The sequence below is a fragment of the Pseudomonas sp. MYb13 genome, assembly GCF_002980075.1.
GTDB lineage: Bacteria > Pseudomonadota > Gammaproteobacteria > Pseudomonadales > Pseudomonadaceae > Aquipseudomonas > Aquipseudomonas lurida.
Map to the genome: position 1 here is coordinate 253,125 of NZ_PCQI01000004.1, position 20,593 is coordinate 273,717.

Sequence of the window (20,593 nt, forward strand, 5' to 3'; positions counted from 1 at the left end):
GCGGGCTCCTTGGGAACGCTCGTTTGATTGAGGGAGCCGAGTCTATAAGGCGGTGCTGTCAGTTCCTGTCAGGAGTCTCACCGGTGTAGAGCTGGATGATCTGGTCGATTTCGCCCGACATCTTCATCCGCAGCAAGGTGCGCAGGATTTGCTGCACCGGCACGTCCGGGTCATTGCGCACGGTGCAGCCGAGGTTCTGCTCATCGATCACCGCGACCTTGTGCAGCCGTTTGCCCACTGGCATCCGCTGGTTGAAGCGGTCGAGGATCCATTCATTGGTCACGGCAAACTTGAAGCGCCCAGCCACCAGTTTGTGCAGCACCTGCTCTTCGCTGCGGGCATCGTCGCGGCTGAGCTGGCCGCTGGCAAACAGCGGTTCGAGGGTGGCATAGCGGTAATTGAGCACCGTGCCGATGGCTTGTGGCGCCAGTTTGCCGACCTGCACCGGCTGCGGGGGAATGTGGGTGCTGACCAACAGGTTGCGCTGCACCATCAAGGGAAGGCTCCAGGTGTAATCCCCGGACAGGTTGTCGACCCAGGCCTGGGTGACATAACAGCGCACATCGATGTCGCCGTGCTGCATGGCGCCCGCGATACGCGCCCGCGCCAGTACATGGAATTGCGCCGGTCGACCGACCTGGGTGGCCAGGCTCAACATCAGGTCATACAAAATACCCTGGGTAGGCCGGCCGTCTTCCAGTTGCACCATGGGCATGGCCCAACTGTCGGAAACCGAGAAGCGCAACGGTGCAGGCGCTGCGAGGCAAGCCGAGGTGATCATCCATAAAGCGCCCAGGACTACGCGCATACACACTCCGGGTTCAGGCCTTTTTGGGGCCAACCACGCAAGCTTAGTCAGATTAGGCGAGCGTGCCGGATGCAATTTCCCCCTTGCTCCGCTAGCATTACCGGCTCCCGCTTCCCAGTTGCGACGGTTTTCGATGAGTTATCAGGTTCTTGCACGTAAATGGCGTCCGCGCTCGTTCCGCGAAATGGTCGGCCAGACCCATGTGCTCAAGGCTCTGATCAATGCCTTGGACAGCCAACGGCTGCACCATGCCTACCTGTTCACCGGTACCCGGGGCGTGGGCAAGACCACCATTGCGCGCATCATCGCCAAATGCCTGAACTGTGAAACCGGTATCACGTCAACACCGTGCGGCACGTGCTCGGTGTGCAAGGAAATCGACGAAGGGCGCTTTGTCGACCTGATCGAAATCGACGCCGCGAGCCGTACCAAGGTCGAAGACACTCGCGAGCTGCTCGACAACGTGCAATACGCGCCCAGCCGTGGCCGCTTCAAGGTCTACCTGATCGACGAAGTGCACATGTTGTCGAGCCATTCCTTCAACGCCTTGTTGAAAACCCTGGAAGAGCCGCCGCCCTACGTCAAATTCATCCTGGCCACCACTGATCCGCAGAAACTTCCTGCAACGATTCTGTCGCGGTGCCTGCAGTTTTCCCTGAAAAACATGACCCCCGAGCGGGTTGTCGAGCATTTGACCCACGTGCTGGGTGTCGAGAACGTACCGTTCGAAGACGACGCACTGTGGTTGCTCGGCCGCGCCGCCGATGGCTCGATGCGTGATGCCATGAGCCTCACCGACCAGGCCATCGCCTTTGGTGAAGGCAAGGTCATGGCCGCCGACGTGCGCGCCATGCTCGGGACCCTGGACCACGGCCAGGTGTTCGACGTGTTGCACGCGCTGATCGAAGGCGACGCCAAGGCGTTGCTCGAAGCCGTGCGTCACCTGTCGGAGCAAGGCCCGGACTGGAATGGCGTGCTCTCGGAAATCCTCAATGTGCTGCACCGCGTTGCTATCGCCCAGGCCCTGCCTGAAGGGGTCGACAACGGCCATGGCGACCGCGACCGCGTGCTGGCCCTGGCGCAGGCGTTGCCGGCCGAAGATGTGCAGTTCTACTACCAGATGGGCCTGATTGGTCGCCGCGACCTGCCCCTGGCGCCCGACCCGCGCGGGGGCTTCGAAATGGTGCTGCTGCGAATGCTGGCCTTCCGGCCCGCTGACGCGACCGATGCGCCGAGACAGCCGCTAAAGCCAGTGGGGATCAGCCAGGCCACAGTTGATTCCGCCAAACCAGTGGCTGGCGCGGCAGTGGCTGCGCCAGTGGCGGCTGCGCCGACGCCTGTCGCTGCGCTGGCTGAGCCTGAGCCTGTCGCTGCTGCGCCAGTGGTCGAGCCTGAGCCGGCGAGTGAGCCTGAGCCGGTCGTCGACCTGCCCTGGAATGATCCGGTAGAGGCGGACGTCGACGTCGAGTTGGCGCCGGCCGTGGAGCCTGTGCTGGAAACCAGCGGTGAGCAGCCCGAACTGACGCCGATGCCCACGCCTACCCCGGACAGCGTAGTGCCGGATGCTCCCGAGTGGGTGTCTGCACCGGTTCCCGAGCCCACCGTGGCTCAGGTGGAAGCCGCCACGCCGGGTATCGACCTCGACGACGAACCGCCGCTGGACGAAGACTACATCGAGCCGGACATGGATTCCGCCTACAGCTACCTGGACGACCTGGCCAGCGAACACACCGCCGAACCGGCCCCCGAGCCCGAGGCGGAACCCGCTGCAGCCCCGGCCACCGGCCTGGCCCTGCAATGGCTGGACCTGTTCCCCAAATTGCCGATTTCCGGCATGACCGGCAGCATCGCCGCCAACTGCACACTGATCTCCATCGAGGGCGACCACTGGCTGTTGCACCTGGACCCGGCCCACAGCGCCCTGTTCAACGCCACCCAGCAGCGCCGCCTCAACGATGCGCTTAACCAGTACCATGAGCGCCCGCTGACCATCACCATCGAGCTGATCAAGCCCGAGCAGGAAACCCCGGCCCAGGCCGCGACTCGTCGACGTATCAACCGTCAGCGTGAGGCCGAGGATTCGATCCAGGGTGATCCGCTCATCCAGCAAATGATGCAACAGTTCGGTGCGGTCGTCCGTCACGATACTATTGAACCTGTCGAAGCCCCGGTGCCCCAGGCGTCATGAAACCGGGCTATTAATTGATCCACGTACTTTTGAGGTGATTCCCATGATGAAAGGTGGCATGGCCGGCCTGATGAAGCAGGCACAGCAGATGCAGGAAAAGATGGCCAAGATGCAGGAAGAACTGGCCAACGCCGAAGTCACCGGTAAAGCAGGTGGCGATATGGTCAGCGTCGTGATGACCGGTCGTCACGACATCAAGCGCGTGAGCATCGACCCAAGCGTCTTGCCAGGCGTTGGCGAAGATGACCTGGAAATGCTCGAGGCGCTGTTCGCCGCGGCCGTCAACGACGCCGTGCGCAAGATCGAAGCCAACAGCCAGGAAAAAATGGGCGGCGTGACCGCTGGCATGCAACTGCCACCGGGCATGAAACTGCCGTTCTGATGGGTGAGCGTTAGCTAGACTCCAATGCCAGGCCTTGTGCCTGGCATTTTTGTTTGTGCCAATTGGATCGAACCCTGGCACGTCACGCATGGTCTGCACCCTATACCGACGCATTCGATAAAGGAGCCCCTTCATGCCTCAAGAACCGACCCTGAACCAGCGCATTGTCCTGGTTTCACGCCCCCAAGGCGCACCGACCCCGGAGAATTTCCGCCTGGAGCGCGTCAATCTGCCGGAGCTCGCAGACGGCCAGGTCCTGCTGAAAACCCTGTACCTTTCCCTCGACCCCTACATGCGTGGACGTATGAGCGATGCACCGTCCTACGCAGCCCCGGTGGAGATCGACGAGGTGATGACCGGCGGGGCTGTCAGCCGTATCGAGCAGTCACGTAATCCAAAATTCGAAGTGGGCGACCTGGTGGTCGGCTCTACCGGCTGGCAAAGCCACAGCATTTCCGATGGTCGCAACCTGATGCCCGTGCCCAATGGGCTGGCCAGCCCGTCAATGGCCTTGGGCGTGCTGGGCATGCCGGGGATGACCGCCTACATGGGCCTGATGGACATCGGCCAGCCCAAGGATGGGGAAACCTTGGTGGTGGCAGCCGCGTCCGGCGCAGTGGGCTCAGTGGTGGGGCAGGTGGCCAAGCTCAAGGGCCTGCGCGTCGTCGGGATCGCGGGGGGCGCCGAGAAATGCCGCTATGTGGTGGACGAACTGGGCTTCGATGCCTGCGTCGACCACAAGAGCGCGACCTTTGCCGATGACCTGGCCCTGGCGTGCTTCAAGGGCGTCGATATCTATTATGAAAACGTCGGCGGCAAGGTGTTCGATGCGGTGGTGCCGCTGCTCAACCCCAAGGCGCGCATTCCACTGTGCGGCCTGATCGCCGGGTACAACGCCCACGAAGCGCCCAGCGGGCCTGACCGCTTGCCGGCGCTGCAGCGCACGCTGTTGACCAAGCGAGTGCGCATCCAGGGCTTTATCGTCTTCGATGACTACGGTGACCGCCAGCCCGAGTTCCTCAGCGCCATGGCGCCGTGGGTGCGGGACGGCAAGATCAAGTTCCGCGAAGACGTGGTGGACGGCCTCGAGCAGGCGCCCGAAGCCTTTATCGGTTTGCTGGAAGGGCGCAACTTCGGCAAGTTGGTGGTGCGCGTCGCGCAGGATTGAGGATTTGACGCTAATCCGGGGCGCGGGTATAAACCGCGTCTCGTTGTTTTGTCGGACCATTGCCCATGAGCTTCAGCCCCCTGATTCGCCAACTGATCGACGCCCTGCGCACATTGCCGGGCGTGGGTCAGAAAACCGCCCAGCGTATGGCGCTGCAATTGCTCGAGCGTGACCGCAGTGGCGGCACTCGGTTGGCCCAGGCCCTCAGCCAGGCCATGACCGGGGTAGGGCACTGCCGCCAGTGCCGCACCCTTACCGAGGAAGAACTCTGCCCGCAATGCGCCGACCCGCGCCGTGACGACACGCTGCTGTGCGTAGTGGAAGGGCCGATGGATGTCTACGCCGTCGAGCAGACCGGCTATCGCGGGCGCTACTTCGTGCTCAAGGGCCACCTGTCGCCGTTGGACGGCCTGGGCCCTGAAGCCATCGGCATTCCGCAGCTGGTGGCTCGCATCGAAGAACAGGGCTCGTTTACCGAGGTGATCCTGGCCACCAACCCGACGGTGGAAGGTGAAGCGACCGCGCATTACATCGCCCAATTGCTGACCAACAAAGGCTTGATCACCTCGCGCATTGCCCACGGCGTACCGCTAGGTGGCGAGTTGGAAATGGTGGACGGTGGGACGCTGGCGCATTCCTTTGCCGGACGTAAACCGATCGCGCTCTAAAGAACACGGCAACACACAGGTGGGCGGCGGGTTTTGTAGGGGGGTTGATAACCAAGCAAGCGCTTGGTAAGTTCGCGCCATCTCGCCATGGAGCTTGCCGATGTCTGCCTATCAGGACTACTTCGACCCCAGCCACCAATTGGTCCGCGACAGCGTGCGTCGCTTTGTCGAGCGCGAGATGTTGCCGGGCATCGAGCAGTGGGAGGAGGCGCACAGTTTCCCGCGGGAGCTGTACCTCAAGGCCGGCGCGGCGGGGATCCTTGGTATTGGTTATCCCGAAGCCCTGGGAGGAAGCCATGAAGGTGACTTGTTCGCCAAGGTGGCCGCCAGCGAGGAGTTGATGCGCTGTGGCTCGGGCGGTGTCGTGGCGGGGCTGGGCTCCTTGGATATCGGCCTGCCGCCGATCGTCAAATGGGCCCGGCCCGAGGTGCGCGAGCGTGTGGCGCCCCAGGTATTGTCGGGCGAGAAGATCATCGCCCTGGCGGTCACTGAACCGGGCGGTGGTTCCGATGTGGCCAGCCTGCAGACCCGCGCCATTCGCGACGGTGACCATTACCGCGTCAGCGGCAACAAGACGTTCATCACCAGCGGTATCCGCGCCGATTTCTACACCGTGGCCGTACGTACTGGCGGGCCGGGCTTTGCCGGTATCAGCTTGCTGCTGATCGAAAAAGACACCCCCGGTTTCACCGTGGGCCAGCCGTTGAAGAAAATGGGCTGGTGGGCGTCGGACACGGCTGAATTATTCTTCGACGATTGCCGGGTGCCCGTAGGCAATTTGATCGGCGCTGAGAACATGGGCTTTGCCTGCATCATGGGCAACTTCCAGAGCGAACGCCTGGCCCTGGCCCTGATGGCCAACATGACCGCGCAGTTGGCCCTGGAGGAAAGTCTCAAATGGGCCACCCAGCGCGAAGCTTTCGGTAAGCCCATCGGCAAATTCCAGGTGATCAAGCATCGCCTGGCAGAGATGGCGACCGCCGTGGAAGTCTCCCGCGAATTCACCTACCGGCAGGCGGCAAAAATGGCCGCCGGCATCAGCGTGATCAAGGAGATCTCCATGGCCAAGAACCTCGCCACCGACACCGCTGATCGCGTCACCTACGACGCCGTGCAGATCCTCGGTGGGCAGGGTTATATGCGCGGTAACCTGGTGGAGCGGTTGTATCGGGATAACCGCATCCTGTCGATTGGCGGGGGGACGCGGGAGGTGATGAACGAGATCATCAGTAAGCAGATGGGGTTGTAATCCTTGCTGGTCTTTCGGGCCTCATCGCAGGCAAGCCAGCTCCCACAGTTTGATTGATGAACACCGTTAACTGTGGGAGCGGGCTTGCCCGCGATGAGGCCAGCCCTGGCGACCCTTACCGTTCAGTCAATGCAAACTGCGTCAAACAAAACGTCGGAATCCCCATGTCTTCCAGGCGTTGCGACCCCCCCAGCTCCGGCAGGTCGATGATCGCCGCCGCTTCGAAGATCTTTGCCCCCATGCGCCGCACCAGGTTCGCCGCCGCGATCAGGGTGCCGCCCGTGGCAATCAAATCATCGAACATCAATACCGAGTCGCCCTCGCACAGGCTGTCAGCATGCACTTCCAGGAAGGCCTCGCCGTACTCGGTCTGGTAACCCTCGGCCAGTACGTCCGCTGGCAGCTTGCCCTGCTTGCGGAACAGGATCAGCGGCTTGTTCAGTTGATAGGCGATGATCGAGCCGATCAGGAAACCGCGCGCATCCATCGCGCCGATATGGGTGAAATCGGCTTCGACATAACGCTGGGCAAAGCTGTCCGCCACCAGGCGCAGGGCGCGGGGCGATTGGAACAGGGGGGTGATGTCACGGAAGATCACCCCAGGCTTGGGGAAGTCGATGACAGGGCGGATCAGGGATTTGATGTCGAACGAATCGAAGGTCATCGTCGAAGAGTCCTGGGGCTGGAAACGGACTCGAAGTATACCTGCGGCCTCGCCGATTGGCGCGCCGCAGGTGCCGGGCCCCGCCGCTCTCTTAACCTTCGAGCGAACCACCCGCCAGCGCGCACAGCTGGATCGGGTCGAGGATATGCACTTCCTTGCCTTCGGCGGCCAGCAGTGCGTTTTGCTGGAAGCGGGTAAACACGCGGGACACGGTTTCTACCGCGAGGCCCAGGTAGTTGCCGATTTCATTGCGCGACATGCTCAAGCGGAACTGATTGGCCGAGAACCCACGGGCACGGAACCGCGCCGACAAATTGACCAGGAAGGTCGCGATGCGTTCATCGGCGGTTTTTTTCGACAACAGCAGCATCATTTGCTGGTCATCGCGAATCTCGCGGCTCATGACGCGCATCAACTGGCGGCGCAGTTGCGGCAATTGAAGCGCCAGTTCGTCCAGGCGCTCAAAGGGTATTTCGCACACCGAGGTGGTCTCCAGCGCCTGGGCCGACACCGGGTGAATCTCGGTGTCCATGCCCGACAACCCCACCAGTTCGCTGGGCAGATGGAACCCGGTGATCTGCTCCTCGCCGCCGTCGCTCAGGCTGAATGTCTTCAGCGCACCCGAACGTACTGCATAAACGGAATCGAACTTGTCGCCCTGGCGAAACAGAAACTCGCCTTTTTTCAGCGGGCGACCGCGTTTAACGATCTCGTCCAGCGCATCCATGTCTTCCAAATTCAACGAAAGTGGCAAGCAGAGGGGGGCCAGGCTGCAATCCTTGCAATGAGCCTGGCTGTGAGCGCGCAGTTTAACTGGCTCGGACATTTCTTAGATCCTTGTGGGAAAACACACATAAGACGTAAGGGTAACGCACCGGGGGGCGCTGAGGCCAGCGTGTACAAAAAACCGGCAGCGGTATAAAGCTTTTTGTATCAGGGTCGATACAGACGTGTACCTCAATAATCCAGGGCTCGGATCATGCTTTCCATCAGTGGTATAAATCCTTCAAGTATTCGTATTCCTGCTGCGACACAGCCTCAAAAGGACACGGTGGCAGACAAGACCAACAGCGCGTCGACACCGCCGAGCGATGCCATGCAGGCCGAAGGTGTGCCGGTTACGATTTCCGGTGCGGCGATGAAAGCTGCGGCGGATCAGAAAACCTCCAACAGCGATATCGACGACAGCGGCCTGTCGGATAACATCAAGAATCTGCTGAAGATGATTCGTCAGATCAAAAAGCAGATTGCCGAAAAGCAGGCTGAGATGGCTGCGCTACTGGCTGATAAAAACCTCAGTCCTGATCAGGTTCGAGCCCGGCTTTCCGGTCTGCAAAGTGCGTTGAGCGCGTTGCAAGCGAGCTTGACTGGCGTTCAGGCGTCCTTGACTAAGGCGATGAAAGACATGACTGTCAACGACGCAGCTAAGACCGCTGCCCTGGCAATGAAGTAACTGCCCTCAAATCACCCGTGAAAATCGCTGCCTGTTCTGGTGCTCCAGGTAGGCATCGAACACCATGCACACCGAACGCACCAGCAACCGCCCAGCCGGCAGCACACGAATGCCCTGGGCGTCGAGTTCGATCAGGCCATCCTGGGCCATGACCTCGAGTTGCGGCCAGATGTCGTCAAAGTAGCCGCGAAAATCAATGGTGAAGGCCTGCTCGATCGCCTCGAATGCCAGGCTGAAATTACAGATCAACTGCTGAATCACCGCCCGTCGCAACCGATCGTCCGTGGTGCAGACCAGGCCACGACTGGTGGCCAGCTGTGCGCCGGCCAGGGTGTTCTGGTAGCCGTTGAGGTCGCTGCTGTTCTGGCAGTACAGGTTGCCGATCTGGCTGATCGCCGACACCCCGAGCCCGATCAGATCGCAATGCCCGTGCGTGGTATAGCCCTGGAAGTTGCGTTGCAGGGTGCCTTCTTCCTGGGCCACCGCCAGCTCGTCGTCCGGCAGGGCGAAGTGGTCCATGCCGATGTAGCGGTAGCCGGCCTGGGTCAGTTGCTCGATGGTGGTTTGCAGCATCAGGAGTTTTGACGCCGGGGACGGCAGTTCGTCGGTGTTGATGCGCCGCTGGGGCATGAAGCGCTCCGGCAGGTGGGCGTAGTTGAACACTGACAAGCGGTCCGGTTGCAGTCTGATCACCTCTTCCACGGTGCGCGCGAAGTTGATCGGCGTTTGCTTGGGCAGGCCGTAGATCAGGTCGATATTGATCGAGCGAAATTGCAGGGTGCGCGCCGCATCGATCACCGCGCGGGTTTCCTCCAGGCTTTGCAGGCGATTGACGGCCCGTTGCACCTCGGGGTCGAGATCCTGGAGGCCGATGCTCACGCGGTTGAAACCCAGCTCACGCAGCAGGCCCATGGTGGCCCAGTCCGCCTCGCGAGGGTCGATCTCGATGCCGTAGTCGCCGGAGTCGTTGTCCAGCAGGTTGAAATGCTGGCGCAGGCAGTTCATGACCTGGCGCAGTTCGTCGTGGCTGAGAAAGGTCGGGGTGCCGCCGCCAAAGTGCAGCTGTTCCACCCGCTGTTTAGGGTCGAGGTGGCAGGCCACCAGCTGGATTTCCTGCTCCAGGCGTTGCAGGTAGGCCTGGGCGCGGCCACGGTCCTTGGTGACGACCTTGTTGCAGGCGCAGTAGTAGCAGATGTTCGCGCAGAACGGCACATGCACATACAGCGACAGGGGCCTTACGGCCTTGCGGCTGTCGCGCAGGGCGTGGAGCAGGTCGAACGTGCCGACCTGGCTGTCGAATTGTACGGCGGTGGGGTAGGACGTGTAGCGCGGTCCCGCGAGGTCGTAGCGGTGAATCAGATTGGCGTCCCAACGAATGGCGTCGAGCATGCGGGCGTTCCCCCGGATAGGCTAGTGGGCCGAGTCTAGGCGCGCGCCGCAGGTGGCATGTTGATTTGCATCAACGGGGAGCGGCGCTATGCCACAGGGCGATTCAGTGGCCCATCAACCAGTGCTGGTGCGGCCCGGGTAACGTCCAGATACCGAAGAGTATGACCAGCAAGCCGCCAGCCACCCGCACGCTGCGTTTGCGGAGCAGCGCCGTCACCCGCTCGGCGGCCAAGCCCGTCGCCAGCAATACCGGCCAGGTGCCCAAGCCGAATGCCAGCATCAGCAACCCGCTGTCCAGTGCATTGCCCTGGCTCGCCGCCCACAGCAACGTGCTGTAGACCAACCCGCACGGCAACCAGCCCCATAGCGCGCCCAGCAGCAATGCGCGCGGCAGGCTGGACACCGGCAGCAAACGGGTGGCGACGGGCTGTATATAGCGCCACAGGCCGCGCCCGAGGCTTTCGATACGGGTGAGGCCGCTCCACCAGCCGGCGAGGTACAGGCCCATGCTGATCAGCAGCAGCCCGGCCAGTACGCGCATGAACATCGCCGCCGGGCTGTTCGCCACCGCCCAGCCGGCCAAGCCGATCAACACGCCGGCCGCGGCATAACTGAGGATGCGCCCCAGGTTGTAGGCCAGCAGCAGTTGAAACCTGCGGCCGCGCTGTTCCTTGGGGATCGCCAGGGTCAGTGCACCCATCAACCCGCCGCACATGCCCAGGCAATGCCCGCCGCCCAGCAGGCCAAGGATCAGTGCGGAGACCAGCAGCGGCGACAGTTCAAGCATGGGGTGGGTCTTTGGGCTTGGGCGGGTGTTCGGCGTCGTTGGCTTCGTCGATGGCGGCCAGATGGTTAGGGTCCTGGTCGTCGAACAGCACGCTGTGGGCCGGGCCGTCGAGGTCGTCGTACTGGCCGCTGTCCACTGCCCAGAAGAAGATGTAGATGGCCACGCCCACTAACAGCAGCGCCGCCGGAATCATCACGTATAAAGCTGGCATCTGCACTCCATGCCCACGCGGTTCAAGCCGGCAGCGGGCGGGTTACTGAAGGGGCTCGGGCCACCGGCGCGCTCGGCAGGCGAGTCAGGCGCAGGGCGTTGAGTACCACGGTCAACGAACTGAGGGACATGCCGATCGCGGCCCAGATGGGGGTGATCCAGCCCAGGGCGGCAAACGGCAGCATAAGGCCATTGTACAGCCCGGCCCACAGCAGGTTTTCAATGATTACCCGGCGGGTGCGTCGCGCCAGGGTGAAAGCCTGTACCAGGGAATCCAGGCGGTTGGACAGCAACACCGCGTCGGCGCTGGTCTTGGCCAGGTCGGTGGCCGTGCCCATGGCCACGCTGATATCGGCGGCGGCCAGTACCGGCACATCGTTGACCCCGTCGCCGAGCATCAGCACCTTGCGGCCTTCCTTGTGCAGTCGTTGCAGCACCTGCAGCTTGTCATCGGGGCGCAAGCCGCCGTGGGCTTCATCGATCCCCAGCTCAGCGGCGACACTGGCGACCATCGGCGAACTGTCCCCGGACAGCAGCAGCGTGCGCCATCCGCGCGCCTTGCACGCGGCCAGCAATGCGGGCGCGTCGCAGCGCAGGCGGTCATCGAGCACAAACCAGGCCAGGGCGCCTTCGCGGTCGCCGAGCAGCAGCCATTGGCCAGAGACCTCCGGCGCTGCGGGAATCGGGCAGCCACTGAGTGCGCAGACGAAACCCGGTTGACCAATGCGCAGGAGACGCTCACCCACGCGGCCTTCCAGGCCAAGCCCAGGCGAACTGAGCACCTCATCGGCGACCAGCGGTGCGCGGCCAAAGGCGCGGGCAATCGGGTGTTCGGAACGATGTTCCAGGGCGGCGGCGAGGCTCAGGCACAGGTCAGTGCTCAACGCGCCCAAGGGGCGGATGGCGCGCAACGACAGGCGTCCTTCCGTGAGGGTGCCGGTCTTGTCGAAAATCACCGTGTCGATCTGGTTCAGCCCTTCCAGCACATGACCACGCGTCAGGAGCAGCCCGAGTCTGTGCAAGGTGCCGGTGGCGGCGGTGAGGGCGGTGGGGGTGGCCAGGGACAATGCACACGGGCAGGTCGCCACTAGCATTGCCAGCACAATCCAGAACGCCCGTGACGCGTCCAGCTCCCACCACAGCAAGCCGATCAGGGCGGCGGCAATCAGCGAGCACAACAGGAACCACTGCGCGGCGCGGTCAGCGATCTGCGCCAGGCGTGGTTTCTCGGCCTGGGCCCGTTCCAGCAGGCGCACGATGGCGGACAATCGCGTTTCATGGCCCAAGGCACGCACTTCGACGGTCAGGGCCCCCTCGACATTCAGCGTGCCCGCCGTGACTGCGTCACCGGTCTGGCGCGGTTGTGGCAGGTACTCACCGGTGAGCAGGGATTCGTCGATGCTCGATTGGCCGTCGAGGATCACCCCGTCCGCCGGCAGCACGGCGCCCGGATGCACTAGGACGCGGTCACCCAGCACCAGTTCCGGGAGCAGGATGCGTTCACTCTGGCCATCGGTCTTGAGCCGCAGGCACGAGGCGGGCAGCAGGTTCACCAACTGCGCGGTGGCGGCGGCCGTGCGCTCTCTGGCCCGGCGCTCAAGGTAACGACCGGCCAGCAGGAACAGCGCAAACATGCCCACTGCATCGAAGTACAACTCACCGACGCCGGTGATCGCGGTCCAGATGCCCGCCAGGTAGGCGCCGCCAATGGCCAATGACACCGAGACATCCATGGTCAGGTGGCGCGTGCGCAGGTCGCGCAGGGCGCCCTTGAAGAACGGTGCGCAGCTGTAGAACACGATGGGTGTGGTAAGAAACATCGCCACCCAGCGCAGGATCACATGCAGCTCCGGGCTCAGGTCGATATTGAATTCCGGCCAGGTGGCCATGGTCGCCATCATGGCCTGGAACCACAGCAGGCCGGCCACGCCCAATTGACGCAGGGCCAGGCGGTTTTCACTGGCCAGTTGTTCGGCAGCGCGGTCCGCCTGATAGGGATGCGCGGCGTAACCGATATGGCGCAACTCGCTGAGCAACTGGCTCAGCGGCAGCTGCCCGTCCGCCCAGCGCACCTGCAAGCGATGGTTGGACAGGTTCAGCCGGGCCTCGGCCACGGCGGGCAGGCGGCGCAAGTGTTTTTCGATCAGCCAGCCGCAGGCGGCGCAGCTGATGCCTTCCATCAGCAAGGTGGCTTCAGCCAGTTCGCCGTCGTGGCGCACAAAGGGTTTTTGCACATCGGCGCGGTCATACAGCGCCAGCTCGTCCACCAGTTGCACCGGCAGCGTCTCGGGGTTGGCCGAGGCTTCGCTGCGGTGCTGGTAATAGCTTTCCAGGCCGCCGGCCACGATCGCTTCGGCCACGGCGTGGCAGCCGGGGCAGCACAGCTCGCGGTGTTCGCCGAGGATCACTGCGGTGAAACGGCTGCCTGGCGGGACGGGCAGGGCGCAGTGGTAGCAGGGGGTTGGGCTGGTCATGGCTATGGATCTTAGTCGGCTGTTAGGGCCTCACCGCGGGCAAGCCCGGCTCCCACAGGGACCGTGATCCAGTGTGGCAGCGGGCCTGGCCGCGATGCGCGAAGCGCAGGCTTTTTACTTCTTCAGGTCTTCGGCGCCTTGCAACGGCTCATCACCCAGCAGCAAGTCCTTGTCGTGGCTGACCCGTTCTTCCTCGAACATGCGCCAGGTACGATCACCTTCCACACCGAGCAATTCGACGAAGCGCCGACCTTCGACCTTGTCGGTGACCTGGCCAATGTAGCGGCCGGGTTCGCTGTCACTGCGGGCCAGGTTGATCTTGCGATCCTTCTGTGGCTGGGTCGGGGAAATCAGGTTCAATTCCAACGTGGTCGGGTTGCTGTTGCCGGTGAGGTTCACCTCGACTTCACCGGTCAGCTCATCCAGGTGCACCTTGGCGCGCAATTGCAGGGTCTGGGCCAGCAGCTCGCGGTCCAGGGAGCGGTTGATGCCTTTGCCGGCCTCGTAGTAGTTGTCGTTGACCAGGTTGTCCGGGTTATTCACCGCAATGGTGACCATGGACAGGGTCAGCGTCACCGAGCAGGCCAGGATCCCGATGATGATCCAGGGCCAGAGGTGCTTGTACCAAGGGCTTGCGGCAGTTGCTACGGACATTGTTCGGTTCTCTTGATTAACGAACTTGCGGGCCGATGAATCGGCTCTTGGCTTCAATGTGGACGCTGGCGTCATCGGCATCGGTGAGGATGAATTTCACCTCGTTGGTGCTCGACGGCAATTGCTCCGGCGCACTCGACAGCTCCACCGGCATGCTGACGATATCTCCGGCAGCCACCTTGATCTCGCGGCGGCCTTGTAACTTGAGGTCGGGCAGGCCGGCGGCGTCGAGCACGTAGGTGTGGTCACGCTGGTCCTTGTTCATGATCTTCAGGCTGTACACGTTTTCGATCCGGCCTTCGGCGTTTTCGCGGTACAGCACACGGTCCTTGCTCACATCGAAACCCACCAGCGAGCGCATGAAGAAGGCCGCCACCAACAGGCTGATCATCGTCAGCAATACCAGGGCGTAGCCGATCAAGCGAGGACGCAGCTTGTGGGTTTTCTGCCCCGACAGGTTGTGTTCGGTGGTGTAGCTGATCAGGCCGCGTGGGTACTCCATCTTGTCCATGATGTTGTCACAGGCGTCGATACAGGCCGCGCAGCCGATGCACTCGATCTGCAGGCCGTCGCGGATGTCGATACCGGTCGGGCACACCTGCACGCACATCGTGCAATCGATGCAATCGCCCAGGCCCTCGGCCTTGTAGTCAGTGCCTTTTTTGCGCGGGCCACGGACCTCACCACGGCGCGGGTCGTAGGAGACGATCAGGGTGTCTTTGTCGAACATCACGCTTTGGAAACGCGCATACGGGCACATGTAGATACACACCTGTTCGCGCAGCCAGCCGGCGTTGCCATAGGTGGCGAGGGTGAAGAAACCTACCCAGAAATACGACCAGCCATCGGCCTGGCCGGTGAAGAAGTCGAACACCAGTTCGCGGATCGGCGAAAAGTAGCCGACAAAGGTCATGCCCGTAGCAAAACCGATCAGCAGCCACAGGGTGTGCTTGCTGAATTTGCGCAGGAATTTGTTGGCACCCATCGGCGCTTTATCGAGCTTGATGCGTTGGTTGCGGTCGCCTTCGGTGACCTTTTCACACCACATGAAGATCCACGTCCACACGCTTTGCGGGCAGGTGTAACCGCACCACACGCGACCGGCGTACACGGTGATGAAGAACAGGCCAAATGCCGCAACAATAAGGATGCCCGAAAGCAGGATGAAGTCCTGGGGCCAGAACGTCGCGCCAAAAATAAAGAACTTACGCTCCGGCAAGTTCCACCACACGGCTTGGTGGCCGCCCCAGTTCAGCCACACCGTGCCGAAGTAGAGCAGGAACAGGCCGGCACCACCCAGCATGCGCAGATTACGAAACAGGCCGGTGAAGGCGCGGGTGTAGATTTTCTCTCGTGACGCGTAGAGGTCGACGGATTGGCTCGCGTTTTTGGTAGGCGGGGTAACGTCGTGTACCGGTATTTGGTTGCTCATCATTGCATCCCACGGCGGTGGAGATTTGCCTCGGCCAGTACGTGCCAACCGGGGTCAAATTAGGGGTGTTGCAGTGGCCTAATGATACGCCCCCGGTGCTGCGCAAAGGGTGCGACCTTTGGTCGCGTTGGGGGAAATTAATTGATGGTGTATGTGATCTGGATCAATTGACTTGGGAAGTATGGACGGTTTTGGCGGTTGTGGTGGGCGGCAGAGCCTCGGTTGCTTAAAACAAAGCCAGGCAAATGTGGGTCTGTGGTGTCTTCAAAAAAAGACCCTGCCAGCTACCGCTGGCAAGGCCGGTTTTCATTGCCGTTTGTCTTACTGCTCTTCGGCCTTCTTATCCCCATGGGACAAGCTGTAAACATACGCGGCCAGCAAGTGCACCTTGTCGTTCCCTTGCAGTTGCTCCTGCGCAGGCATCTGGCCCTGGCGGCCCCAACGGATGGTCTGCTGCAGTTGGGCGAAGCTGGAACCGTAGATGAAGGCGCCCGGGTGGGTCAGGTCGGGGGCGCCCATGGCGGGGGTGCCTTTGCCGGCCGGGCCGTGGCAGGCCACGCAGTTGGCGGCGAAGAGTTTCTCACCGTTGGCAACGTCCGCCTTGACGCCTTCCGGCAGCTTGCGGCCGTCGAGGTTGGTGACGACGAACGCGGCCACATCGCTGACGCCTTGTTCCTTGAGGATATCCAGCCAGGCTGGCATGACCGCGTGGCGGCCCTTCATGATGGTTTCCTTGATGGTGGCCGGCTCGCCACCCCAACGCCAGTCGGCATCGGTCAGGTTAGGGAAGCCATAGGCGCCCTTGGCGTCGGAACCGTGGCACACCGAGCAGTTGGAGGCGAACAGGCGGCCACCCATCTTCAGGGCTTGCGGGTCCTTGGCCACTTCTTCAATCGGCATCGAGGCGAATTTGGCAAAGATCGGGCCGAACTTGGCGTCCGACCTGGCCATTTCCTTTTCCCATTCGTGCACGCCTGTCCAGCCGGTCTGGCCATTGGCGAAGGGGGTTTGCTTGTCGTTGTCGAGGTAGCCGTAGCCCGGCAGCAGGCCTTTCCAGTTGCCCAGGCCAGGGTACAGCGCCAGGTAGCCGAGGGCGAAGATGATGGTGCCGACGAACAGCATGAACCACCACTTGGGCAGCGGGTTGTCGTACTCCTCGATGCCGTCGAAGGAGTGGCCGACGGTTTCGTCGGTTTGCTCGGCGCGCTGGCCCTTGCGGGTGGACAGCAGCAGCCAGGTCAGGGCGAAGATGGTACCCAGACTGAGGACTGTGACGTACAGACTCCAGAACGTAGTCATTCTTTGTTACTCCTAGAAGCTTGCTCGACGTGCTTGATGGCTTCGGGATCATCCGCAAAGGGCAGCATGGTCGCGTCGTCAAACTCCGACTTGCGCTTGGGGCTGAACACCCACAACGCCAGGCCGATAAAGGCCACCATCACCACAACGGTGCCCAGGCCTCGAATCATCCCGATATCCATGTAGGTCACCGTTTGCTTTTGATGAGGGTGCCCAGGCCTTGCAGGTAGGCCACCAATGCGTCCATTTCGGTCTTGCCCTTCACGGCGGCGGCTGCACCGGCGATGTCTTCGTCGGTGTAGGGCACGCCCAGGGTGCGCAAGACTTCCATCTTCTTCGCGGTGTCCTTGCCGTCGAGCTTGTTTTCCACGAGGAACGGGTACGCCGGCATCTTCGACTCGGGCACGACGTTGCGCGGGTTGTACAAGTGCGCACGTTGCCAGTCATCGGAATAACGCCCGCCGACACGGGCCAGGTCCGGGCCGGTCCGCTTGGAGCCCCACAGGAACGGGTGGTCCCATACGCTTTCACCGGCGACCGAGTAATGGCCGTAGCGTTCGGTTTCTGCACGGAACGGACGGATCATCTGCGAGTGGCAGCCGACACAACCGTTGGCGATGTAGACGTCGCGGCCTTCCAGTTCAAGGGCGGTGCGCGGCTTCATGCCCTCCACCGGCTTGTTGGTCACGTCCTGGAAAAACAGCGGAACGATCTGGGTCAGGCCGCCGATACTCACGGCGATGACCATGAAGAAGGCCAGCAGGCCGATATTCTTCTCGACTACTTCATGCTTCATCAGTGGGCTCCCACAACGGCGATCTTGGCGGCGGCTTCGGCTTCTGCAGGGTCGGAAGCACGCACGGTGCGCCAGACGTTGTAGGCCATGAACAGCATGCCGGCGGCAAAGAACGCACCGCCCAGGGCGCGGACGATGTAGCCCGGGTGGCTGGCTTGCAGCGCTTCGACGAAGGAGTAGGTGAGGGTGCCGTCATCGTTGATCGCACGCCACATCAGGCCTTGGGTGATGCCGTTGACCCACATCGAGGCGATATAGAGCACGGTACCGATGGTTGCCAGCCAGAAGTGGGTGTTGATCAGCCCGACGCTGTGCATCTGCGCTCGGCCGAACAGTTTGGGGATCATGTGGTACAGCGCGCCGATGGAGATCATCGCCACCCAACCGAGGGCGCCGGCGTGTACGTGGCCGATGGTCCAGTCGGTGTAGTGGGACAGCGAGTTGACAGTCTTGATGGCCATCATCGGCCCTTCGAAGGTCGACATGCCGTAGAACGCCAGGGACACCACCAGGAAGCGCAGGATCGGGTCGGTGCGCAGCTTATGCCAGGCGCCCGACAGGGTCATCATGCCGTTGATCATGCCGCCCCAGCTCGGGGCCAGCAGGATGATCGACATGGCCATGCCCAGGGACTGCGCCCAGTCCGGCAGCGCGGTGTAGTGCAAGTGGTGCGGGCCGGCCCAGATGTACAGGGTGATCAGCGCCCAGAAGTGCACGATGGACAGGCGATACGAGTAGATAGGACGTTCGGCCTGTTTCGGCACGAAGTAATACATCATCCCCAGGAAACCGGTGGTCAGGAAAAACCCGACGGCGTTGTGGCCGTACCACCACTGGATCATCGCGTCCGTGGCCCCGGCGTAGGCCGAGTAGGACTTGAACAGGTTCACCGGCAACGAAGCGTGGTTGACGATGTGCAGCATCGCCGTCACCAGGATAAAGGCGCCGTAGAACCAGTTGCCCACGTAGATGTGCTTGGTCTTGCGCTTGACGATGGTGCCGAAGAACACCACGGCATAGGTCACCCACACGATGGCGAGCAAAATGGCGATCGGCCATTCCAGCTCGGCGTATTCCTTGGTGGTGGTGTACCCCAGTGGCAGGGTGACGATGGCGCTCACGATGACCGCTTGCCAGCCCCAGAAGGTGAAGGCCGCGAGGCTGTCGGAGATCAGTCGCGTCTGGCAGGTTCGCTGCACGACATAGTAGGAGGTGGCAAACAGGGCACATCCACCGAAGGCAAAGATCACCAGGTTGGTGTGCAGCGGGCGCAGGCGACCGAAGGTCGTCCATGGCAAGCCGAAATTCAATTCCGGCCAAACCAGTTGCGAGGCGATGAACACCCCGAGCCCCATGCCAAGGATCCCCCAGACCACCGTCATGATGGCGAACTGGCGGACTACCTTATAGTTATAAGCAGTCGGACTGATTGCTGTGCTCATTCTAAGGTTCCACGGTTTAGGTTTTTTTATAGGTAAAATCGGCCGCAAGTATGTAGAAAGCGAGGGGCCATTGCAACGCAATGGCTGACCTGTATCAATGCGTTCCACGCCAGATTCTGCGCCCTTTCCATGTTTTGCGTAGGGACAAAATCAGAAATCGAAAGCTGATCGAGTGGACAGGAAAATTTTGGGGTCGCAACGAATGTCGTCGCGTACGCCAGGATTGGTCCGCTGTGGGAACAAGCGTAGACCCGAAAGTGAGGGGGGGAAAGGTGTGCTTTGGAAGGGTGTGACAAAGGGCCGCAGAGCGGCGGTGGGATGTTTCAAGCTGCAAGCTGCACGTAAAAGCAACTGCAAGATCAGAGCGGGGGGCTCGTCACTTGCAGCTTGACGCTTAAATCTTGCCGCTCACCTGCTGCTATTGATGGGTCAGGCTATACACGTAAGCCGCGAGCAGGTGCACCTTGTCATTGCCTTGCAGCGCTTCCTGCGCTGGCATCTGGCCCTGGCGACCGTGACGGATGGTCTGCTGCAACTGCGCGAGGCTGGTGCCGTAGATGTAGCCGGCCGGCTTGGTCAGGTCGGGCGCCCCCATGGCTTCCATGCCGTGGCCTTCCGGACCGTGGCAGGCAACACAGGTGGTGTTGAATGCAGTCTGGCCAGCCGCCAGGTCGGCAGTGCTGTCAGCCGGCAGGGGCAGCTTGGCCAGATCGTGGCGTACATAGGCGGCGACGTTCTTCACGCCTTCGTCGCCGAGCATGTCACCCCAGGCCGGCATCGCCGCATGACGGCCGTTCAGGATGGTGGTCTTGATCGCCTCGGCCGAACCCCCCCAGCGCCAGATGTTGTCCGCCAGGTTCGGGAAACCAAACGCGCCCTTGGCGTCCGAGCCGTGGCACACCGCGCAGTTGGAGGCAAACAGGCGACCGCCCATTTTCAGCGCTTGCGGGTCCTTGGCGACTTCTTCCACGGGCATGGCCGAGAATTTGGCGAAGATCGGCCCGAACCTGGCGTCGGCCTTGGCCATTTCCTTGTCCCATTCCTTGGTCTGGGTCCAACCGTCTTCATAGCCTGGCAACACGCCTTTCCAGTTGCCCAGGCCCGGGTAGAGGATCAGGTAGCCGACCGCAAACACCAGGGTGCCGGCGAACAGCATGAACCACCACTGGGGCAGCGGGTTGTCATATTCCTCGATACCGTCGAAGGCATGGCCCATGGTCTGGTCGACGCTGCCTTTGGTCTCGCCCTTGCGGGTGCCGATCAAAAGCCAGGTCAAGCCGATCAGGCTGCCGAGGGTCAGTACGCAGATCCATGTACTCCAGAATAGGGTCATGGCCGAGTGCTCCTTATTGCAGGCTCTTCTTGAGCGTCGGATGGAGAGGGTTCATCGGCGAAGGGCAGCAGGCGTGCCTGCTCGAATTCCGCATTGCGCCGGCTGTTGAACACCCACAGCGACAAGCCGATAAAGGCGATGGCGACCACCAGCGTGCCGAGGCCGCGGAGGGTGCCCGCATCGAAGTCAAATCCCAT

Annotated in this window: 21 protein-coding genes; 6 read left to right on the forward strand and 15 right to left on the reverse strand. The window is 62.0% G+C overall.

Annotated features, from left to right (window positions below; translation table 11 throughout):
* Window positions 1-58: 58 nt before the first annotated feature.
* Window positions 59-808, reverse strand: a complete 750-nt coding sequence (locus CQ002_RS10480) for an ABC transporter substrate-binding protein (protein ID WP_105162683.1) — start codon at window positions 806-808, stop codon at window positions 59-61.
* A gap of 133 nt (window positions 809-941) precedes the next feature.
* Between CQ002_RS10480 and dnaX the strand changes: the two genes are divergently transcribed.
* From dnaX to CQ002_RS10505, 5 genes are all read left to right on the forward strand, one after another.
* Window positions 942-2,996 (forward strand): DNA polymerase III subunit gamma/tau, encoded by a 2,055-nt coding sequence (gene dnaX, locus CQ002_RS10485; protein WP_105162682.1) that lies wholly within the window; start codon window positions 942-944, stop codon window positions 2,994-2,996.
* Window positions 2,997-3,039: 43 nt separating this feature from the next.
* Window positions 3,040-3,378: a YbaB/EbfC family nucleoid-associated protein gene (locus CQ002_RS10490; RefSeq protein WP_003175481.1), complete on the forward strand. Its 339-nt coding sequence runs from the start codon at window positions 3,040-3,042 to the stop codon at window positions 3,376-3,378.
* Window positions 3,379-3,511: 133 nt separating this feature from the next.
* On the forward strand, window positions 3,512-4,546 hold the full coding sequence (locus CQ002_RS10495; protein WP_034108171.1) for an NADP-dependent oxidoreductase: 1,035 nt from the start codon (window positions 3,512-3,514) through the stop codon (window positions 4,544-4,546).
* A gap of 65 nt (window positions 4,547-4,611) precedes the next feature.
* The gene (gene recR, locus CQ002_RS10500) at window positions 4,612-5,214 is read left to right on the forward strand and encodes a recombination mediator RecR (RefSeq protein ID WP_034108170.1); all 603 of its coding nucleotides are present in this window, start codon (window positions 4,612-4,614) and stop codon (window positions 5,212-5,214) included.
* A gap of 100 nt (window positions 5,215-5,314) precedes the next feature.
* Window positions 5,315-6,463 (forward strand): acyl-CoA dehydrogenase family protein, encoded by a 1,149-nt coding sequence (locus CQ002_RS10505; protein ID WP_105162681.1) that lies wholly within the window; start codon window positions 5,315-5,317, stop codon window positions 6,461-6,463.
* A 115-nt stretch (window positions 6,464-6,578) separates the two neighbouring features.
* Here CQ002_RS10505 and CQ002_RS10510 read toward each other — a convergent pair whose 3' ends face one another.
* The gene (locus CQ002_RS10510) at window positions 6,579-7,127 is read right to left on the reverse strand and encodes an adenine phosphoribosyltransferase (protein ID WP_046035975.1); all 549 of its coding nucleotides are present in this window, start codon (window positions 7,125-7,127) and stop codon (window positions 6,579-6,581) included.
* A 91-nt stretch (window positions 7,128-7,218) separates the two neighbouring features.
* Window positions 7,219-7,953 carry a fumarate/nitrate reduction transcriptional regulator Fnr gene (fnr, locus tag CQ002_RS10515; protein ID WP_015885309.1) on the reverse strand — a complete coding sequence of 245 codons (735 nt, stop codon included), beginning with the start codon at window positions 7,951-7,953 and terminating at the stop codon, window positions 7,219-7,221.
* A gap of 270 nt (window positions 7,954-8,223) precedes the next feature.
* On the opposite strand from fnr, the gene CQ002_RS10520 reads away from it, so the two are divergent.
* Window positions 8,224-8,580 (forward strand): hypothetical protein, encoded by a 357-nt coding sequence (locus tag CQ002_RS10520; protein WP_371919448.1) that lies wholly within the window; start codon window positions 8,224-8,226, stop codon window positions 8,578-8,580.
* Window positions 8,581-8,586: 6 nt separating this feature from the next.
* On the opposite strand, the gene hemN is transcribed toward CQ002_RS10520, so the two are convergent.
* From hemN to CQ002_RS10580, 12 genes are all read right to left on the reverse strand, one after another.
* The gene (gene hemN, locus CQ002_RS10525) at window positions 8,587-9,969 is read right to left on the reverse strand and encodes an oxygen-independent coproporphyrinogen III oxidase (RefSeq protein ID WP_105162680.1); all 1,383 of its coding nucleotides are present in this window, start codon (window positions 9,967-9,969) and stop codon (window positions 8,587-8,589) included.
* A 103-nt stretch (window positions 9,970-10,072) separates the two neighbouring features.
* Window positions 10,073-10,756, reverse strand: coding sequence for a sulfite exporter TauE/SafE family protein (locus tag CQ002_RS10530; protein WP_105162679.1), 684 nt, complete (start codon window positions 10,754-10,756; stop codon window positions 10,073-10,075).
* Window positions 10,749-10,967: a cbb3-type cytochrome oxidase assembly protein CcoS gene (ccoS, locus tag CQ002_RS10535; RefSeq protein ID WP_034108158.1), complete on the reverse strand. Its 219-nt coding sequence runs from the start codon at window positions 10,965-10,967 to the stop codon at window positions 10,749-10,751. Before ccoS ends, CQ002_RS10530 begins: the two co-directional genes overlap by 8 nt.
* Window positions 10,968-10,989: 22 nt before the next feature.
* Window positions 10,990-13,440: a heavy metal translocating P-type ATPase gene (locus CQ002_RS10540; protein WP_105162678.1), complete on the reverse strand. Its 2,451-nt coding sequence runs from the start codon at window positions 13,438-13,440 to the stop codon at window positions 10,990-10,992.
* A 114-nt stretch (window positions 13,441-13,554) separates the two neighbouring features.
* The gene (locus CQ002_RS10545) at window positions 13,555-14,094 is read right to left on the reverse strand and encodes a FixH family protein (RefSeq protein ID WP_069077985.1); all 540 of its coding nucleotides are present in this window, start codon (window positions 14,092-14,094) and stop codon (window positions 13,555-13,557) included.
* A 16-nt stretch (window positions 14,095-14,110) separates the two neighbouring features.
* Window positions 14,111-15,526: a cytochrome c oxidase accessory protein CcoG gene (gene ccoG, locus CQ002_RS10550; protein ID WP_034108151.1), complete on the reverse strand. Its 1,416-nt coding sequence runs from the start codon at window positions 15,524-15,526 to the stop codon at window positions 14,111-14,113.
* A gap of 321 nt (window positions 15,527-15,847) precedes the next feature.
* Entirely contained in the window at window positions 15,848-16,825 is a 978-nt protein-coding gene (gene ccoP, locus CQ002_RS10555; RefSeq protein WP_034108149.1) for a cytochrome-c oxidase, cbb3-type subunit III, read from the reverse strand.
* Window positions 16,822-17,007: a CcoQ/FixQ family Cbb3-type cytochrome c oxidase assembly chaperone gene (locus CQ002_RS10560; protein WP_016775513.1), complete on the reverse strand. Its 186-nt coding sequence runs from the start codon at window positions 17,005-17,007 to the stop codon at window positions 16,822-16,824. The genes ccoP (CQ002_RS10555) and CQ002_RS10560 overlap by 4 nt, the downstream gene beginning before the upstream one ends.
* Before the next feature lie 5 nt (window positions 17,008-17,012).
* Window positions 17,013-17,621 carry a cytochrome-c oxidase, cbb3-type subunit II gene (ccoO, locus tag CQ002_RS10565; protein ID WP_025854274.1) on the reverse strand — a complete coding sequence of 203 codons (609 nt, stop codon included), beginning with the start codon at window positions 17,619-17,621 and terminating at the stop codon, window positions 17,013-17,015.
* Entirely contained in the window at window positions 17,621-19,063 is a 1,443-nt protein-coding gene (ccoN, locus tag CQ002_RS10570; RefSeq protein ID WP_034108146.1) for a cytochrome-c oxidase, cbb3-type subunit I, read from the reverse strand. The genes ccoO and ccoN overlap by 1 nt, the downstream gene beginning before the upstream one ends.
* 418 nt (window positions 19,064-19,481) lie before the next feature.
* Complete coding sequence (ccoP, locus tag CQ002_RS10575; protein ID WP_034108144.1) at window positions 19,482-20,396, reverse strand: cytochrome-c oxidase, cbb3-type subunit III; 915 nt, start codon at window positions 20,394-20,396, stop codon at window positions 19,482-19,484.
* The gene (locus CQ002_RS10580) at window positions 20,393-20,593 is read right to left on the reverse strand and encodes a cbb3-type cytochrome c oxidase subunit 3 (protein ID WP_034108142.1); all 201 of its coding nucleotides are present in this window, start codon (window positions 20,591-20,593) and stop codon (window positions 20,393-20,395) included. The genes ccoP (CQ002_RS10575) and CQ002_RS10580 overlap by 4 nt, the downstream gene beginning before the upstream one ends.

Excerpts from the sequence above, each read along its gene's own strand:
- CQ002_RS10480 (WP_105162683.1), bottom strand. The coding sequence starts at position 808 with ATGCGCGTAGTCCTGGGCGCTTTATGGATGATCACCTCGGCTTGCCTC.
- dnaX (WP_105162682.1), top strand. The coding sequence starts at position 942 with ATGAGTTATCAGGTTCTTGCACGTAAATGGCGTCCGCGCTCGTTCCGC.
- CQ002_RS10490 (WP_003175481.1), top strand. The coding sequence starts at position 3,040 with ATGATGAAAGGTGGCATGGCCGGCCTGATGAAGCAGGCACAGCAGATG.
- CQ002_RS10495 (WP_034108171.1), top strand. The coding sequence starts at position 3,512 with ATGCCTCAAGAACCGACCCTGAACCAGCGCATTGTCCTGGTTTCACGC.
- recR (WP_034108170.1), top strand. The coding sequence starts at position 4,612 with ATGAGCTTCAGCCCCCTGATTCGCCAACTGATCGACGCCCTGCGCACA.
- CQ002_RS10505 (WP_105162681.1), top strand. The coding sequence starts at position 5,315 with ATGTCTGCCTATCAGGACTACTTCGACCCCAGCCACCAATTGGTCCGC.
- CQ002_RS10510 (WP_046035975.1), bottom strand. The coding sequence starts at position 7,127 with ATGACCTTCGATTCGTTCGACATCAAATCCCTGATCCGCCCTGTCATC.
- fnr (WP_015885309.1), bottom strand. The coding sequence starts at position 7,953 with ATGTCCGAGCCAGTTAAACTGCGCGCTCACAGCCAGGCTCATTGCAAG.
- CQ002_RS10520 (WP_371919448.1), top strand. The coding sequence starts at position 8,224 with ATGCAGGCCGAAGGTGTGCCGGTTACGATTTCCGGTGCGGCGATGAAA.
- hemN (WP_105162680.1), bottom strand. The coding sequence starts at position 9,969 with ATGCTCGACGCCATTCGTTGGGACGCCAATCTGATTCACCGCTACGAC.
- CQ002_RS10530 (WP_105162679.1), bottom strand. The coding sequence starts at position 10,756 with ATGCTTGAACTGTCGCCGCTGCTGGTCTCCGCACTGATCCTTGGCCTG.
- ccoS (WP_034108158.1), bottom strand. The coding sequence starts at position 10,967 with ATGCCAGCTTTATACGTGATGATTCCGGCGGCGCTGCTGTTAGTGGGC.
- CQ002_RS10540 (WP_105162678.1), bottom strand. The coding sequence starts at position 13,440 with ATGACCAGCCCAACCCCCTGCTACCACTGCGCCCTGCCCGTCCCGCCA.
- CQ002_RS10545 (WP_069077985.1), bottom strand. The coding sequence starts at position 14,094 with ATGTCCGTAGCAACTGCCGCAAGCCCTTGGTACAAGCACCTCTGGCCC.
- ccoG (WP_034108151.1), bottom strand. The coding sequence starts at position 15,526 with ATGAGCAACCAAATACCGGTACACGACGTTACCCCGCCTACCAAAAAC.
- ccoP (WP_034108149.1), bottom strand. The coding sequence starts at position 16,825 with ATGACTACGTTCTGGAGTCTGTACGTCACAGTCCTCAGTCTGGGTACC.
- CQ002_RS10560 (WP_016775513.1), bottom strand. The coding sequence starts at position 17,007 with ATGGATATCGGGATGATTCGAGGCCTGGGCACCGTTGTGGTGATGGTG.
- ccoO (WP_025854274.1), bottom strand. The coding sequence starts at position 17,621 with ATGAAGCATGAAGTAGTCGAGAAGAATATCGGCCTGCTGGCCTTCTTC.
- ccoN (WP_034108146.1), bottom strand. The coding sequence starts at position 19,063 with ATGAGCACAGCAATCAGTCCGACTGCTTATAACTATAAGGTAGTCCGC.
- ccoP (WP_034108144.1), bottom strand. The coding sequence starts at position 20,396 with ATGACCCTATTCTGGAGTACATGGATCTGCGTACTGACCCTCGGCAGC.
- CQ002_RS10580 (WP_034108142.1), bottom strand. The coding sequence starts at position 20,593 with ATGGGATTTGACTTCGATGCGGGCACCCTCCGCGGCCTCGGCACGCTG.